The sequence below is a fragment of the Streptomyces flaveus genome (assembly GCF_014647675.1).
Classification (GTDB): Bacteria; Actinomycetota; Actinomycetes; order Streptomycetales; family Streptomycetaceae; genus Streptomyces; species Streptomyces flaveus.
Genome location: NZ_BMPQ01000008.1, coordinates 291913 through 307169 on the forward strand (window position 1 = coordinate 291913; position 15257 = coordinate 307169).

At 68.1% G+C, this 15257-nt stretch carries 14 protein-coding genes; 4 read left to right on the forward strand and 10 right to left on the reverse strand.

What is annotated here, in order from left to right; all coding sequences use genetic code 11:
- Positions 1 to 178: 178 nt before the first annotated feature.
- The 5 genes from IEZ21_RS19350 to IEZ21_RS19370 all read right to left on the reverse strand — a co-directional run bounded on the left by IEZ21_RS19350 (position 179) and on the right by IEZ21_RS19370 (position 7234).
- Positions 179 to 2263 carry a HelD family protein gene (locus tag IEZ21_RS19350; RefSeq protein ID WP_189323152.1) on the reverse strand — a complete coding sequence of 695 codons (2085 nt, stop codon included), beginning with the start codon at positions 2261 to 2263 and terminating at the stop codon, positions 179 to 181.
- Positions 2264 to 2356: 93 nt separating this feature from the next.
- The gene (locus IEZ21_RS19355) at positions 2357 to 2971 is read right to left on the reverse strand and encodes a TetR/AcrR family transcriptional regulator (RefSeq protein WP_189323153.1); all 615 of its coding nucleotides are present in this window, start codon (positions 2969 to 2971) and stop codon (positions 2357 to 2359) included.
- Positions 2972 to 3052: 81 nt separating this feature from the next.
- Positions 3053 to 3853 carry a hypothetical protein gene (locus IEZ21_RS19360; RefSeq protein WP_246567898.1) on the reverse strand — a complete coding sequence of 267 codons (801 nt, stop codon included), beginning with the start codon at positions 3851 to 3853 and terminating at the stop codon, positions 3053 to 3055.
- A gap of 117 nt (positions 3854 to 3970) precedes the next feature.
- A complete protein-coding gene (locus IEZ21_RS19365) occupies positions 3971 to 6112 on the reverse strand; it encodes a phosphotransferase family protein (protein WP_189323206.1) in 2142 nt (713 codons plus the stop codon).
- Between the two features lie 249 nt (positions 6113 to 6361).
- Complete coding sequence (locus IEZ21_RS19370; protein ID WP_189323155.1) at positions 6362 to 7234, reverse strand: winged helix-turn-helix domain-containing protein; 873 nt, start codon at positions 7232 to 7234, stop codon at positions 6362 to 6364.
- A 177-nt stretch (positions 7235 to 7411) separates the two neighbouring features.
- Between IEZ21_RS19370 and IEZ21_RS19375 the strand changes: the two genes are divergently transcribed.
- Positions 7412 to 7594: a hypothetical protein gene (locus IEZ21_RS19375; protein WP_189323156.1), complete on the forward strand. Its 183-nt coding sequence runs from the start codon at positions 7412 to 7414 to the stop codon at positions 7592 to 7594.
- A gap of 8 nt (positions 7595 to 7602) precedes the next feature.
- Here IEZ21_RS19375 and IEZ21_RS19380 read toward each other — a convergent pair whose 3' ends face one another.
- From IEZ21_RS19380 to IEZ21_RS19390, 3 genes are all read right to left on the reverse strand, one after another.
- A complete protein-coding gene (locus IEZ21_RS19380) occupies positions 7603 to 8424 on the reverse strand; it encodes a winged helix-turn-helix domain-containing protein (protein ID WP_246567900.1) in 822 nt (273 codons plus the stop codon).
- 132 nt (positions 8425 to 8556) lie between these two features.
- Positions 8557 to 9282, reverse strand: coding sequence for an HAD family hydrolase (locus tag IEZ21_RS19385; protein ID WP_246567902.1), 726 nt, complete (start codon positions 9280 to 9282; stop codon positions 8557 to 8559).
- Between the two features lie 32 nt (positions 9283 to 9314).
- Positions 9315 to 10193, reverse strand: coding sequence for a GntR family transcriptional regulator (locus IEZ21_RS19390; RefSeq protein ID WP_189323159.1), 879 nt, complete (start codon positions 10191 to 10193; stop codon positions 9315 to 9317).
- 231 nt (positions 10194 to 10424) lie between these two features.
- Here IEZ21_RS19390 and IEZ21_RS19395 point away from each other — a divergent pair, with 231 nt between their 5' ends.
- Positions 10425 to 10613, forward strand: coding sequence for a hypothetical protein (locus IEZ21_RS19395; protein WP_189323160.1), 189 nt, complete (start codon positions 10425 to 10427; stop codon positions 10611 to 10613).
- 96 nt (positions 10614 to 10709) lie between these two features.
- On the opposite strand, the gene IEZ21_RS19400 is transcribed toward IEZ21_RS19395, so the two are convergent.
- Positions 10710 to 11627 (reverse strand): winged helix-turn-helix domain-containing protein, encoded by a 918-nt coding sequence (locus IEZ21_RS19400; RefSeq protein WP_189323161.1) that lies wholly within the window; start codon positions 11625 to 11627, stop codon positions 10710 to 10712.
- Positions 11628 to 11829: 202 nt separating this feature from the next.
- Between IEZ21_RS19400 and IEZ21_RS19405 the strand changes: the two genes are divergently transcribed.
- Entirely contained in the window at positions 11830 to 12018 is a 189-nt protein-coding gene (locus IEZ21_RS19405; RefSeq protein WP_033322263.1) for a hypothetical protein, read from the forward strand.
- Between the two features lie 111 nt (positions 12019 to 12129).
- Here IEZ21_RS19405 and IEZ21_RS19410 read toward each other — a convergent pair whose 3' ends face one another.
- The gene (locus IEZ21_RS19410) at positions 12130 to 13395 is read right to left on the reverse strand and encodes a GNAT family N-acetyltransferase (protein WP_189323162.1); all 1266 of its coding nucleotides are present in this window, start codon (positions 13393 to 13395) and stop codon (positions 12130 to 12132) included.
- A gap of 252 nt (positions 13396 to 13647) precedes the next feature.
- Between IEZ21_RS19410 and IEZ21_RS19415 the strand changes: the two genes are divergently transcribed.
- On the forward strand, positions 13648 to 15257 hold a 1610-nt coding region (locus IEZ21_RS19415; RefSeq protein WP_246567913.1), incomplete at its 3' end, for an NAD-binding protein.

Consider the following 15257-nt stretch of genomic DNA (forward strand, 5'->3'; position numbering starts at 1 on the left):
GTGTATCAACGCGTACTGTCGTGACCTGCAAGGTTGCCCATTGCCAGGCCGTCGGCGTTGCCCCTCGTTCACGGTGGCACCGGGCACGGGGACCGGCAACTCAGGACCGCCGACGGGGGTCGCGGGGCCGGGCCGCAGGACTCGGTCGCAAAGCTCGGTCGCGGGGCTCCGAGCGGCCTCAGTCGAACGGCAGCGCCCGACCGTGCACCACATCGAGCCGGGACACGGCCCGAGTCAGTACGACATACAGCCGGCGCAGCCCTCGCGCACTCGCCCCCGCCGCTCCCTCGCCCTCCCCCTCGTCCTCCGTCTCCGCATCCGCGATCGCCGCCGGCTCCATGGCGACCACGTGGTCGTACTCGAGCCCCTTGGCGACCCCGGCCCCCAGCACCGCGACCCGTGCGCCCAGTTCGTCGGGCCCCGCCGACTCGATCCCCGCGGCCCCGAGCGCCTCCCGCACCCGTACGACATCGCAGTCGGCGGTGATGACCCCGATGGATCCTTCGTGCGCGAGCGCGTCCCGCACAGCCGCGACGGTCTCCCCGACGACGTCCGCGGCCTGCCGAATCCTCAGCTCACCGTCCCTCCGCAGTGACCGAGCCGCGGGCACCCGCACATCCAGCCGCGCCAGCAGCCGGTTCGTCAGCTCGACCACCGCCCCCGGCACCCGGAACCCGGTCGTCAACGGCACCGACGCGGCCTCCGGTTTCCCGAGATGCCCGAGCAGTTCGGCCCAGTCACGCGCGGCCCACGGCGTGGTCCCCTGCGCGAGATCACCGAGCACCGTCACCGAGCCGAAGGCCGCCCTCCGCCCGATCGCCCGGCACTCCATCGGCGACAGATCCTGCGCCTCGTCGATCACCAAGTGCCCGTACCCCTCCGGGTGCTCGACCAGCCCCGCCACCTCGTCGAGCAGCACGAGATCGGCTGCCGACCACCGCGCCGACTTGTACGAGCGAGGCGGCCGGGCCCACAGAACCGCCTTCTGCTCGTCCGCGTCCAGCACCCCGTCCGCCGCCACGGCCAGCGCGTCCGGATCGGCGAGCAGCTCCGCGAGAACCTCCTCGGGCCGCACCGCGGGCCAGACAGCGTCGACGTACGCGCTGACCGCCCGCGCCCGCTCGATCTTCCGCACCCATGCGTTCGGCACCGCCCCCGCCCGCCGCTCGGCCTGCCGCTGGATGTGCCGCACGACCCGCGTCCGTACGCGCTCACGCCCGACCGCGTACGGCGGCTCCTCGTCCCGTACGCCCGCCACGATCCGCGCCAGCTCCTCACCGGACATCCGCCAGCGGTACGAACCGTCCGGCACCGCAAGGTCGCCCGGCCCGTCCGTCCCCACGCGGGCGTACAACGCCCGGCGCAACACCTGAGCCATCCGCGCGTCGTGCTTCACGACGGCCGCCGCTTCCGCGTCCGTGGCCGCCACGGGATGGCGGGCGATCTCGTCCGCGAGGGTCGACTGCCGCACGCCCGTCTCGCCGAGCGCCGGCAGCACCGCCGAGATGTACGAGAGAAAGGTGCGGTTCGGACCGAGGATCAGCAGGCCGGAGCGCTGGATGCGCTGCGGGTACGTATAGAGGAGGTACGCGGCGCGGTGCAGCCCGACCGCGGTCTTGCCGGTGCCCGGGGCGCCCTGCACGCAGACGGAGGCCGCCAGGTCGCCGCGTACGAGATCGTCCTGTTCGGGCTGGATGGTCGCGGCGATGTCGCGCATGGGGCCGACGCGGGGGCGCTCGATCTCGCCCGCGAGGATACGGCTCTGCTGCCGGGTCTCCCCTGCACCGAGGCCCGTCCCGAGGTGCTCGTCCTCCAGACCGGTGAGGTCGGCGGACTCGCCCCGGCTGCCCGGTGCCCAGCCGAACCGGCGGCGCACGCGGACGCCCTGCGGGTCGTGGGCACTCGCCTGGTAGAAGGCACGTGAGACGGGGGCGCGCCAGTCGACGACGAGGGGCGGGGCGGCGGGGTGTTCGCTGATCCTCAGCCGACCGACGTGGTAGCTCTGCCCGGCGTGTTCGCCGCCGTCGAAATCCAACCGCCCGAAGAACAAAGGACCGTCGGGCAGCTCGCGCAACTCCTTTGCCTTGCTGCGCAGTTGATACCCGAGCACTTCGGCGTCGGCCCCGGAAGCGGAGACGTCCTCGCCGGTGACGACATGCTCCTGGGCGCCGTCGATCATCGCCGCGAGGGCGGCTCGGCAGGTTTCGTGATGGGCGCGTTCCTGGGTGAGAGCGTGCTGGAGGGAGGGCTCGGGGGACGTCATTCCAGCAAGGATAACGGCGAAACGTTACCGAGTTAAATTTCTTATCGAGTCTCACATACGGACGGAAACGGCGGACCGTGGCCCACCGCGCGCTCACGCGAACCGCTTCAGCCCCGCCGTCAACTGCCGAAAGGCCAGCTCGGCCGCGGCGACAGCATCCGCCCGGACCTCCTCCGCGCACTCCCCCGCCGCCATCCGCCGCACGTTCTCCATCGCGAGGATCCGCCGCACGGCAACGATCTGCCCGGCGGCGAGCCGCGCCTCCAGGTCCCCGCCAAGAGCACGGGCGAGCGCCTCCTCGGACCGCTCCAGAAACCCGGACAACCGGGCCACGAGCGAGGGCGTCCCGTAGAGCAGCCGGTGAAAGGCGAGCACGGGCTCCGCGTCGTTGAGCCCGGTGACGGGATCACACCGCTCAAGGCCGCCGAGGAAGTGCACCCGCAGCGCTTCGAGCGGCGACTGCCCCTCGGCCCGCTCGTCAACGACCCGCGCGGCCTCGTCCTCGTGGTCGGCGAACCGGTGCAGGACCAGGTCCTCCTTGGCCGGGAAGTACCGGAAGAGGGTCGGCTTGGAGATCTCGGCGACGGCGGCGACCTCGGCGACCGACACCTTCTCGAACCCCTTCTCCAGAAACAGCGCGATGGCCAGGTCGGAGACCTCCTGGTACATCCGCCGCTTCTTGCGCTCGCGCAGTCCCGTGTCGCTCATGCGGACGAGCGTACGCACCACGGGCCGCATGCGAGCGGAGCGGCTGGGCCGCCGTGTGACGTCCTTCGGGGACGCCTCACGTCACGGTCCCTGCCTCCACGCGGGGATTGCCGCAAGATTCCACAGATCGTCGAAGTGCTTGTTCCACGTGGAAATGGCTGCGTCGGCGGCAGCCGTGCCCTCTCGGGACCAGACATTGAGGTCCGTGCTGTAGCCCTTGGGGTCGTAGAACTCCGGATCCAGGTGGTTCAGCCGCATACGGGCGGCCACGTTGTAGAGGCCGTGCAGGACCTGCTTCCGGTTGAAGATGCAGATCTTGTCCCGCGGAATGCCGGGATAGAGGCGGTACTCGCACTCGACGGCGACCGTGCCGTTGGCCGTGAGCTGCTCCGCGAGGCCCGACAGTATCCCGTCGTACTCCTTGCACTTCCGCTCAATGCGCTCACGGAACTCGGGGTCGTCCACAGGCGCCCCGTCGTGCCCGACACGGGAGGGCACGGTCATCGGCAGGCGGAAGTCGGGCACCAGGATCCTGACGGAGACTCGCTTGGTCGGACCGGGATCGACAGGCAGTTCCTCCAGCCGGTGGTAGAGCTCGTTGTAAAGCGTCTCCCCGGTGTAACCGAGGAAGCTGATTTCCACCTTCTGGGCCCGGAAGGCCTCACCGACGAAACTACCGAGCTGGCGCGAGTTCACCAGAGCGCGGCTGGGCGTCCTGACCGACGAGGAGAGCTTCCTCACCGCGTCGTACAGCACATAGCCCACCAGGCTCAGCAGCGCACCGCCGAGGAACCCTTTGCCCTCCAGGGCGTCTCCGACCGGCTTGACGAACTGGGCGGTCAGCCCGCCGACGAAGATCCCGATGAGCAGGACCCGCGTCACCACAGGCTCCAACCGCTCCTGATACCGCCTCAGCCGTAAGCCCCACCCGCCGTCGGCTCCGCCACTTCCCGCCCCGGACATTAGCGGCCCCCTCGCCTCGGGCCGTCCGGCGACGTGTCATGCGCCCACAGTGAACCCGGCCCGACTGATGCCGCCATGGTCTCCGTACGGCAACGCGCGGGCAAGATAGGGGTTCGCGGTAGCGCGAGTGGGCAGTCCGAGTGACCCCTTGGCAACCGCGAGGGTCACTGCGTACGAGTCCACCGCCCTGCGGACGTTCGGGGCGTCGAGGCTGGCGCCGGTCACCAGGCGGTCGAGATCCACGTAGGCGGAGCGGATGCTCTCGATCCACCGGTAGACGCGCCAGTCCTGCTCCCAGTCCTTCGTGTGCGTGCTGGGAAGCTTCCGCGCCCAGCGGCGGAACATGCGCTTGCGGATGTCGGGCTGGGTCGGGGTGAGATGCATGTGCCGGACCAGGTCGTACAGCGGGTCGCCGACCATCGCCATCTCCCAGTCGATGATGGTGAGGGCGAGCGCATCGTCGCGGCGCACGAGGTTCCAGGGGTTCAGATCACCGTGCAGCAGGGCCGGCCGACGCGGTGTCACTCGATGCCGCGACAGGATCTGGCTGAGCCGGGAGGCATCGGGCAGGCCGAGGTTGCGTGCCATCAGCTGCGATTCCTTGGGCAGTTTCCGGACCAGCGCCACCAGTTGCTCGCTCAGCCAGCCGTAGAACTCCGACGCGTCCGCGATCTCACCGATTGGGTCGAGAGGACCGTAATCGACGTTGGTCAGCGCACAAAGCTGGTCAACCAGCCCGTCCGCCTCATGAGGTAGCAGACCGTGCTCCGGATGGCTGGGGGGCTGATCATCGTCGGGCGGACCAACATAGGTGTGGATGGCGAACGGGTCGTCCTGATAGCTCGTGCCCAGGGCGAGCACCCGCGGCGCCGTCACCGCGACCTGCGACCGTTCGATGGCCCGGAGCACGGCGTGTTCACTGAGAAAGCTGGGCTCACGGCGGCTGACCGATGCCACCTTGCGGCGTACGACAACTGGAAAGTCGACGCCCGGAACCCGGACCACCGAGTTGAGGTGTGCGGTGCCCTTGAACACCCGGCTCGCGGGGGCCGCCCCCTCCGCGATCAACGCGTCGAATACCGCGGACTTCGGAAAATCGGGATGCTCCGACACTCTCGCATCCGGATCCCAGCTGATGACGTTGACCGACCGGACACCCGGGTGCCGTTCCAGCCGGGACGCCTGCCACCGGAAGAGAACCCTCTCGATCTCCGTCTCGCTCGCCACACTGGCAAGTCGGAGAGGTTTGGCGGCGGCTTCCAAAGCACGGCGCACGGAAGCCGTCGCCTCGTCCAGGCTCTTCTGGTCGAACGATTCCTCAAGCGACTTCGCCGCACGCATCACATCGGGATAGACGGACTGGGCTCGCTCGAAGTCGATGTAGTGACGCAGGTCCTTGGCGAGGCCGTTCACGGCGAGAGGGCGCGTGGCCTGCACGGCCTCGGCCCACGCGTCGATGACCTCGTCCCACTGGAACTCGGGATACTGCATGCGGACGAGATGCGTGGCGAGGTCGTGCAAAGGGTCACCGTAGGACGCGAGTTCCCAGTCGACGCAGATCAGGGGCGGCTTACCGCTGTAGGTCACGATCACGTTGTCCCGGTGGAGATCCGCGTGCAGCAGGCTGTACGGGCGGCGCGCCATAGCGGGCACCCGGTCGGCCAGACGGGTCAGGGCGTCCTCGGGGATGCCCAGGGCCGTGAACAGTCCACCGAAGGCAGGCCAATTGGGCTGACGGATCTGCCGGTCCGCGAGGCGCGCCAGCGTATGCAGAAACCCCTGGCTGTCCTTGTCGTTACGCGGCCAGGCAGCGGGCAGCGGCGGCAACGCCTCCCTGCGCACCTGGGACATCTGCGCCAGCAGCTCGGCCAGGGCCTTGATCAGCAGTCTGTCGACCGGTTTGCCGTTCGGGCACACGTTGGAGAGCGGGACACCCTCCACGTAGCTGTGGACCGCAGAACCTCCACGTTCGGCCAGGCACTCCGGCACGTGGCGCAAAACGCCCTTGACGGCGTTCAGAATCTCCGACTCGTGCTGCCAGGTCCTGATCACGACCGGCAGTGCCTCGGGCTTGCGGATCCGCACCGTCACGGATGTGCCGGCCTCGCGCCGCACATGGCGCGCCATGTCCTCGGTGAGAGGCAGCACGTAATTGCGGTTGTGATGGCCACCGCTCATCGTCCCGTGCTCTTTCGCCAGGTCCACGAACTCGTCGTAGGCCTGATCGGCGGCCCTTCGCTCCCGGGAGATGCGGCTGAGGTCACGCGGTGTGCCCACTGGCCGCTCCTGGCTGACGTTCGAAGGTGAGCACACAGTATCGTCGGCTGAGATCCCTCACGAGCGGAGTCCGTTAAGTGTTGGTCTCAATGAGGTATACGAGCCCGGCGGGATGGGCATGATTGTGAGATTCAGGCCGTTTTTTTGCACTCACTCCGCAAGCAGGTTCCAGACGGAGTCGAACCAGGACTGCATGTTGCCGACGAAGACCGACCCCTGCGAATTCGGATCGTCGTCTTTGACGTAGTGCGTGAGAGTGGCGCCAACGCCGAGCACGTCGACTGCATCGATCTCCTCGCCGCTGTCCAGCTCGATGCGGCGCTCGAGGACCTCGTACGGACCGTGCAGTACTTCGGCACCGTTGAACAGGTAGAGCTTGAACGTGGGGGTCAGCGGCGCGTGCCGGATCTCGATGTCAACGGTGGAGACCAGGCCCTCGGTCCGCAGTTCCCGTAGGGCGCGTCGCAACGACGCCGTGTGCAAGCGGGTGATGCTAAGCAGGCGTTGCCGCATGGGCTCGTTGTAGGCGGGGTCCTTTGCTCGTGGATAGGGCAGTTCCAGTGCCTCGGAAGGCAGCAGCATGCGCAGGGCGATGCGCTGCGGCGCTATCTCCTTCGCGCGGATCCGTTCCGTCTGCACCCTGACGTGGGCGTTGAGGGACTCGGACGTCAGTGTGTAGACATCCAGGGTGACCTCGGACTGCTTGAACGCCTTACCGATGAGGCTGGCCAGCGTCACAGCTTGGCCGGGCTGCGCGGCATCCGCCGTCGGGGACTGTATCCGCTGGGTCTTGATCACCCAGGTTCCGCTGCCCTGGCGGGACTCGATCCACTTCTCTCCGGCCAACGCCTTCAGAACGCGCTGCACGGTGTCCCGGGAAACGTTGAAGTGTTCGGCGAGCTCTCGCTGCGGCAGCAGACGGTTGCCGACCTGGTACGTGCCGTCGGTCAGGCTGGTCCGCAGCGCGTCCAGCACGCGCTCGAACTCTCTGCCGCCCCCATCGCCGACCCGACCCTCAGCCACACACCGACCGTACCTCTTCCAGTCGAGAAACAAACCACTTCCAGTCAACTCAACAGCCCACCAAGCCTGCCGGTTAAGGGATCAGACAACAAGGGAAGACCAATCTTAGTCAACCAGTCCAATTGGACGACTAGTTGATCGCTTCGCTGGAAGTGTCAGAGACAAAGGGGTGGGGTCATGGTCATCTTCCAAGTGCTGTCAGTCGTGTTGAGCCTCGGCCTGGAGCAGTTGATCCAATGGCGGTACGGGGCTATGGGCATCGTCTGCCTGCTGCTGATCACCTGTGGGGTCCGGGCCCGCAACTCGACGTGCCTCACCGCCGGTGCCGTGCTGTTCGTGCTGTTGATGGCTCAGGCCTGAGGACAGGCCTACTCGGCAAGCAGGTTCCACACCGAGTTGAACCAGTCCTGCATGCTGTTCACGAAGAAGGTTCCCGGGGAGTCCGGGTTGCCGTCCTTGACGTAGTGCGTGAGGCCGGCGCTGATCTCGACGACGTCAATCGCGTCGATCTCCTCGTTCTCCTCCAGAAAGATGGGGCGCTCAGTCACCTCGTACGGTCCGAACAGCGCCCCGGTGCCATTGAGCAGGTAGAGCTTGAAGGTCGGCGTCAGTGGTGCGTGACGGATCTCCAGGCTGACGTCCGGCACGAGGTTCTCGGCGCGCAGATTCCCGAGAACGTCCTGCAGCGAAGCGGTGGACCTGCGCTCAATGGACAGCAGACGATCCCGCGGGCGCGCATCGGCCGGGTCGTCCTTGGCCCGCGGATAGGGCAACTCCAGCTCCTCGGCAGGCAGGAGCATACGCACGGCAATACGCTGCGGGGCGATCTCCCCCGAACGGATCCGCTCCACCTGTACCCGGATGTGCGTATCCAAGGACTGGGACGTCAACGTGTGGATATCCAGGGTGACTTCGGGCTCGTCGAATGCCTCGCCGATCATCGGGCCCAGCGGCACAGGGCCCGACTTCGCGCTCCGCGCCGTCGTGCTCTGGATCCGCTGGGTCTTGATCACACGGGAGCCACTGCCCTGACGCGACTCGATCCAGCCTTCACTGACCAGCGCCTTCAGGACCCGCTGCACGGTGTCCCGGGAAACGCTGAAGTGTTCGGCGAGCTCACGCTGCAGCGGCAGACGGTTGCCGACCCGATACGTGCCGTCGGTCAAGCGAGTCCGCAGCGCGTCCAGCACGCGCTCGAACTCCCTGCCGCCCCCATCGCCGACCCGACCCTCAACCACACACCGACCGTACCTCCACCAACCACCAGGCAAAACAGCCCAATTGGACGCACAGTCGTTCGCCTCACCGCTTCCGAGCGTGGTTCAGACCCGGCCCCCGAGTATCTTCAGTACGGACTTGAACTCCTCCACGACCACCCTGGCTCCGGCGGCCCGCAGCTCCTCCACCTTGGCTTCGTTACGCGCGTAACCCAAGAAGCTGACTCCGGCGCTTTGGGCCGCCTCGAAGTCCGTTGGCTGGTCGCCGATCATGAGCGTCTCGGAGGGCTCGGCGCCCAGGGCGCTCAAGGCGCGGTTCAGGCAGTGAGGGTGCGGCTTCAAGAGCGAGAGGTCCTGGGTGCGACCGTAGAAGTGCGGGGCGAAACACTCCGTCAGACCGCGGGTGGTCAGATAACGGGCGGCGGCCAGCGGGGAGTTGTTGGTTGCAACGGCCAGCCGTACCCCCAGCGCGTGCCAGGTCCGGATCAGTGGATCCACGTGGGCCGTGGGGTACGCCGACTCCACCGCCCTCAGTTCCTGCAGGGTGAGACGTTTCTCCAGCTCGAACACGAGGTCGCTGTCGGGATGCCGACGATCGACCATCCGCAGCACGATATGGGGATCGGGTTCGGCCTGTTCCTCCTCCGTGAGGAGCCCACGCAGGCCTCTCTCCTCGAGCCACCGCACCTGGTCCTTGGCCACCTGCTCCGCCGTGTGCCCCGCGAACAACCGGCATATCGGGCCATCGAAGTCGAAGAGCACAAAGCGCGCTCCAGCGACCAGTCCCCTCAGTTTCTCTGTCTCTTTCGCTTTCTCAGTCTCTGCCGTCACCAGCTCAGTCTGCTGCTTCGTATCAGGAGTCACTAGGAGAGTGTCAGGTCAGTGGTGATGGTTGCCCAGAGGGCGTCGAACCACTTCTGGGATTCGTCGACGAAGGCAGCGTCCCGTTCACCGGCGGATTTCTCGAAGGAGAAGAGCAGGGACTCGTAGCCCAGCGTGTCGTACATGTCCAGGGTTCCGCTCTCCCACTCCTCCTCGCGTCGCGTCAGCATGTAGTACGCGATCAAGGCCTCGACGCCGTTGAGCAGGTACAGCTTCACCGGCGGCGTGAACGGCAGCGCGCGGAACGTCACATGGACGTCGATGCCGTGGGAGGCGCGCAGGGCCAGGAGGTTGTAGCGCAGGACCTGGCCCTGGGCGTTGCGCTGTTCCAGCCAGCGCCGGTGGACCGGGTCGTCGTCGCCGCGTCCCTCCACCGGGACGGGGAAGGCCAGGTCGATGTCCCGAGACGGCAGCAGGATGCGTACGTCGATGGATTCCGGACGGAGGTCGCCCGCGTGGATGCGGCGCACCGGTTCACCCAGGGCTGTCAGCAGGGTCTCGGCGGTGAGGCAGGCCGCGTCGATGCGTACGTGCTTGGCCGTGAAGGCCTCCATCAGCTGCGGGGCCAGGCCCACCATCGTCGGCTGGGGCTTGTCGGTGGACGGGGTCACCTCGGCGATACGCGGGGGGCTGCCCTTGCTGACGTTGCTGAGCAGGCCGTCTTCCTGGAGGGCGCGGAGGGCCTGGCGGACCGTGCCGCGTTCCACGCCGAACTCGTCGGCGAGTTCGGCCTGCGTGGGCAGGCGGTCGCCGGCCTTCAGCTCGCCGCTGCGGATGCGGTCCCGCAGGATGTCGGCGATCTCCTGGGGCGAGAGCCTTCTGCTGCCGTTCACTGCGACATTCTCCTGGGTCACGACCAAACGCTATAACTTTGCTCCATCTTAGGCGAGTTGTTCGCTACTTGCCGGTTAACGTCGACCAACTTGGGGTAAGTTAATCATAGTTGGCAACCAACTAAGCCAAGATGGCGGAATGCCTCCCTCCTTTCGCAAGCACTTGGCAGATACGCAGTACGCGCCCGAAAGTACCCGCTCTGTCCGCTCTGCTCGTCCGCCCCTGGAAGCCAGGCACTGCCCGAAGGAGGATCCACCATGCCCGCCATCGCACTCATCCCCGCAGTCTTCGTCGTCGGCTTCGAGGAGCTCGTCGAGTGGCACTACGGACCCGTCGGCATCTTCGGCCTGCTTCTGCTCAGCATCGGGATCAAGACGAAGAGCCACACCTGCAGCTCGATCGGGGCGGTCCTGCTCGCCGTACTCGTCGCGGGCCCGACAATGTGAGCTGGGAAGACCCCGCCCCGACCGATCTGCCGACCGGCCCTCCGAAAGATCCACCACCCGAAGATCCTCCGCTCGAAGACCCACCCGTGGGAGACCTCAGTTCGTGAGCTCCAGCTCCAGACTGATGGTCTCCCACAGTGCGTTGAACCACAGATGCGACTGCTCCACGAAGGTGGTGTCCCGCAGTGCGGGCCCCTGCTCGAAGGGGAACAGCATGGACTGCGTGCCTTCGGTGTCGTACATCTCCAGGTACTCGTGGTCGATCTCCTCGCCGCGCCGCGTGAGCGTGTAATACGCGAACAGCGCCTCCTCCCCGTTCAGCAGATACAGCTTCACCGGCGGGGTGAACGGCAGCGCGCGGAACGTCACATGGACATCGATGCCGTGGGAGGCCCTTAAGGCCAGCAGGTTGTGGCGGAGCACCTGGCCCTGGGAGTTGCGCTGGGCCAGCCAGCGTTCGTGCACCAGGTCGTCATCGCTGCCGCCGTCCACCGGGACGGGGAAGGCGAGGTCGATGTCGCGGCTCGGCAGCAGGACCCGGACGTCGACCTTGGCCGGTTTCATACGGCCCTCGTGGATGAGACGGAGGGGCTCGCTCATGGCGAGCGTGAGGGAGACCGCCTTCAGGCACAGGGCGTCGATCTCCACGTGCGGGGCCGTGAAGGCGTCCGCTATCCGCGGCGCCAGCGCCACCATCGTGGGCTGCGGCGTCTCCGGCCCGGGCAGGACCTTGCCCACGTCCGGGGCGACCGTCGCCGGGCTGCCCTTGGAAACGTTGGAGAGCAGGTGCTCCGACTGCAGGATGCGCAGCGCCTGGCGTACGGCACCGCGCTCGACGCCGAACTCGTCGGCCAGCCTGGCCTGTGTGGGCATGCGCTGTCCCGGCTGCAGCTCTCCGGACCTGATCCGGCTGCGCAGCGCGTCAGCGACCTCTCGGTGTGACCGCTGTGGTCGCTGGGGCCGTTGAGACCGATTCCGCCCATTGACGGCGGCGTGTTTCGCGTCCACAACCAAACAGTACAACTTCGCGCCATCTTTGGGCAGTTACCGTGAAGGTGGTTATGAGACGCATCCAGGCGGAGATAAAACCCTTGGAGTTGGTCACCAACTTCGGCAACATGGCCAGACTTTTGGAGAAGTTGGTTACCACCGGTGACTGGATCGACCAGTTGGTCACCGCCGGTCACCGCGTCCCCATCCCGAAGGAGGGACCGAAATGCCGCTCATCGCCACCCTCGTCATCGCCGCCCTCATCATCGGTTTCGAGCAGTTCGTCCAGCTGAAGTTCGGGGCGATGGGCCTCATCGCGTTCGTTCTCCTCTCCATCGGCATCAAGGCCAAGAACACGTACATCGGCGGCATCGGAGCGTTCATTCTCGTGGTGCTGCTCACCCAGACCGGCTGACCGGACGCCACCGTCCGACAGTCCGGCTGGCCGGGCTCCCTTCCGGAGGGGAGCCGGGAGCTCGGTCAGTCCGTTCCCATCACGCTACGGAGGGAGGAGGTGACACAGACTTCAGAAGACGTCCGGGCACCAAGGCCGCCTGGACGTACGCAACAGGGCGTCGGCGGTGGTTGCGGCGCCCGCCCGCGACTCGGCCACCCGGCCGAGCGCGGCGAGCCGCACCGCCGACTCGTCCCCGAGCCAGAGCGCCGCCAACTCGCTTGCTCCCAGCGTGAGTTCGGCGGCGTCCGTGGTTCGTACGCAGCTCGCCCCGTCCGGTGACGCGTCCAGCCGGTACCGCCCGGCGGACAGCCCGTCCGGATCGGTGACCTCCAGCACGAGCGTCCCGGTACCCGCGTACGTACGCGCCTCAAGAGCCCGTACGACATCCAGGATCCGCACCCACAGCCAGTCGGCCTGCGTGGTGAGCCGCGCGGCCCGCGGGTCCGGCAGCAGGAGAGGCAGCAGGTCGTCCGGAGCGCGATGGCCCGTCTTCACCGCCGTGACCCAGTCCACCGAGCAGACGTGCTGCCACAGCGCGCGCTCGGCGGCCGGCGACACCGCGATCATGTCCTTCACCTTCGCCGTGTTCAGCGGCTGCTTGCCGTCGTCCCATTCGCCGTCCGTGGTGTAGGTGAGCAGGCCCTCGGCCTCGCCGTGCGCATTGCGGTACACGGCGTAGAAGGGCTCGGTCCACGCGACCCGGTCCAGCGTCAGCACACCTGTGCTGACCTGCCACCACCGCTCGTCCCGGTCGACCACACCCGGCCGCACGCGCCTGAGCCGCTCGTGCAGCTCCGGCCCGATCTTGCGTACGTCCTCGCCGTCCACGAGGTCGATCCGCCCGCCGTCGTCCGGGCCCGCCCACCGGGGATCCAGCCCCGCCCGCGGCACCTCGATCGTCCACTCGGTGGCGGTGGTGGCCGGCCCGAAGCCGTACCGGCCGTAGATCAGATACTCGGCCGCGATCAACGTCGCCACCACGTCGCCCCGTTCCTTCGCGGCGGCCAGGTCCCGCGCCATCATCCGCGTGAGCAGCCCACGCCGCCGATGGGTCGAGGTGACGGTCACATTCGAAATGGCATCGGCCGGTACGAAGCCCCCGCCCACCACCGTGAGCTCCTGCGCGAACGACCGGAACGTCGCCACGCACCGCCCGCCGTCGAAGGCCCCCAGCGTGCGCTCCGGCACGAGGTACGAACTCCGGTCCGCGATCTCCGCCTCCGAGACGGCGGGCGGTCGCAGAAAGCCGGTGTTCAGCGCGCGGATCCAGTCCGGGATCTCGGTCTCGGTGATCGGGCGTACGTCTATGTCCTGTATGTCCTGGCGGCGGCTCATGACTGTCAGCCTAGGCAGGTGGGCACGGGCTGCCCCAGGGGTTTTCCGTCGGCAGGATCACGGCGGAGGGTCGTGGCGGTGGTGCGGGGGTCGCCGCACGAACCGGCGCTTCCAACTCCCGAGCGGCGAGCGGAAGATACGTCAAGGGGTCCGTCAAGGGGCCGTGGTGGAACCACCCGTGCTGGTGAGGCACTCTGTGCAGTTGTGGGGAGCCTTCCGTATCAGAGCGGGTCCAGGGACGATGCCGCGCACATGGTGGTGTGCGGGGACGATGCCCTGGCGCACCGGCTGGCGGCCGAGTTGCGCGGGGTGTACGGGGAGCAGGTGACGCTGGTCGTACCGTCCGCCGTGCGGACCGTACGGCCACCGGTCGTCGGGCGGGCGTCCACGCTGCTCGACCGGGTGTCGGCGGCGGTGAACCGGGCGCCACGCAACGGCGGCAGTGGCGGTGGCGGGGCTTCCGCGGGCCGGACCGCCGGTGAAGGGGCGCCTCCCGAGCCATTGGAGGCCGGTGAGTTGACCGAGGCCGTGCTCGCCGAAGCGGGCGTCGAGCGGGCGGACGCGCTGGCGCTCGTGTACGACGACGACGAGACGAACATCCGCGCCGCCCTCACCGCCCGCCGCCTCAACCCCCGGCTGCGCCTGGTCATCCGGCTCTACAACCGCCGCCTGGGCCAGCACCTCGAGGCCCTGCTGGACCAGGCCTCGGCCCTGGCCATGGCAGGAGCAGGGACCGGGACCAGGGACGGAGACGGTGCCGGTGATTCCGGGGAGCCCGGTCACATCGACGCCTCCACCACCGTCCTCTCCGACGCCGACACCGCCGCTCCCGCCCTGGCGGCGACCGCGGTGGCCGGGACCTCCAAGGTCGTGCAGACGGAGGGGCTGCTGCTGCGGGCCATGGAACGACCGCCGCCGGGCCCCGGCCAGGTGGCCGACCCCGGTCTGTGCACCCTCGCGCTGCTCTCGGCGACGACCAACGACCCAGCCGGCGCGGACGGTTCCGACAGCAGTGGTGAACACGGCCCTCAACTCCTGCCCGACGAACGCTCCGTGGCCGCCGCGACCGGCCGCGGCACCGTCGTCCTGGAAACGGTGTCGTACTCCGGCCCCACCGCTCCCACGGGCCGTGGCGTCGTGCCCGCACTGCCCTTCGCCGCGCTGTTCTCCCGGCGACTGCGCTGGTCGCTCGCCGGACTGGTGGGCTGTGTGGTCGCGCTCGTGATCGCGTCGATGGTGATGACGGACGACCATGCGCTGCACGCCACGTATCTGACGCTGCTCGATCTCTTCGCCATCAACGAGCCCGCGCTCAACCAGGACCAAGGCCGCCAAATCCTCCAACTCCTCACCAGTCTCGTCGGCTTGCTGCTTCTTCCCGTGCTGCTCGCCGCGGTCCTCGAAGCGCTCGGCACCTTCCGCAGCGGATCCGCGCTGCGCCGGCCGCCTCGCGGACTCTCCGGCCATGTCGTCCTGCTCGGGCTCGGCAAGATCGGTACGCGCGTGCTCACGCGGCTGCGCGAACTCGACACCCCGGTCGTGTGCGTGGAGGCCGACCCCGAGGCCCGCGGGATCGCGACCGCGCGCCGCCTGCGCGTGCCCGTCGTCCTCGGCGACGTCACCCAGGAAGGCGTCCTGGAAGCCGCCAAGATCCACCGGGCACACACACTGCTCGCCCTGACCAGCGCGGACACCACCAACCTCGAAGCCGCCCTGTACGCCAGGACGGTGCGCCCCGATCTACGGGTCGTCCTGCGGCTGTACGACGACGACTTCGCCACCGCGGTGTACCGCACCCTGCGCTCGGCCCACCCCTACGCGCTCACCCGCAGCCGCAGCGTCACCTACCTCGCAGCGCCCGC

Bases quoted from the DNA above. Each gene is read 5' to 3' on its own strand.
- IEZ21_RS19350 (WP_189323152.1), bottom strand. From the start codon at position 2,263: ATGACGTCCCCCGAGCCCTCCCTCCAGCACGCTCTCACCCAGGAACGC.
- IEZ21_RS19355 (WP_189323153.1), bottom strand. From the start codon at position 2,971: ATGAGCGACACGGGACTGCGCGAGCGCAAGAAGCGGCGGATGTACCAG.
- IEZ21_RS19365 (WP_189323206.1), bottom strand. From the start codon at position 6,112: ATGAGCGGTGGCCATCACAACCGCAATTACGTGCTGCCTCTCACCGAG.
- IEZ21_RS19375 (WP_189323156.1), top strand. From the start codon at position 7,412: ATGGTCATCTTCCAAGTGCTGTCAGTCGTGTTGAGCCTCGGCCTGGAG.
- IEZ21_RS19395 (WP_189323160.1), top strand. From the start codon at position 10,425: ATGCCCGCCATCGCACTCATCCCCGCAGTCTTCGTCGTCGGCTTCGAG.
- IEZ21_RS19405 (WP_033322263.1), top strand. From the start codon at position 11,830: ATGCCGCTCATCGCCACCCTCGTCATCGCCGCCCTCATCATCGGTTTC.
- IEZ21_RS19410 (WP_189323162.1), bottom strand. From the start codon at position 13,395: ATGAGCCGCCGCCAGGACATACAGGACATAGACGTACGCCCGATCACC.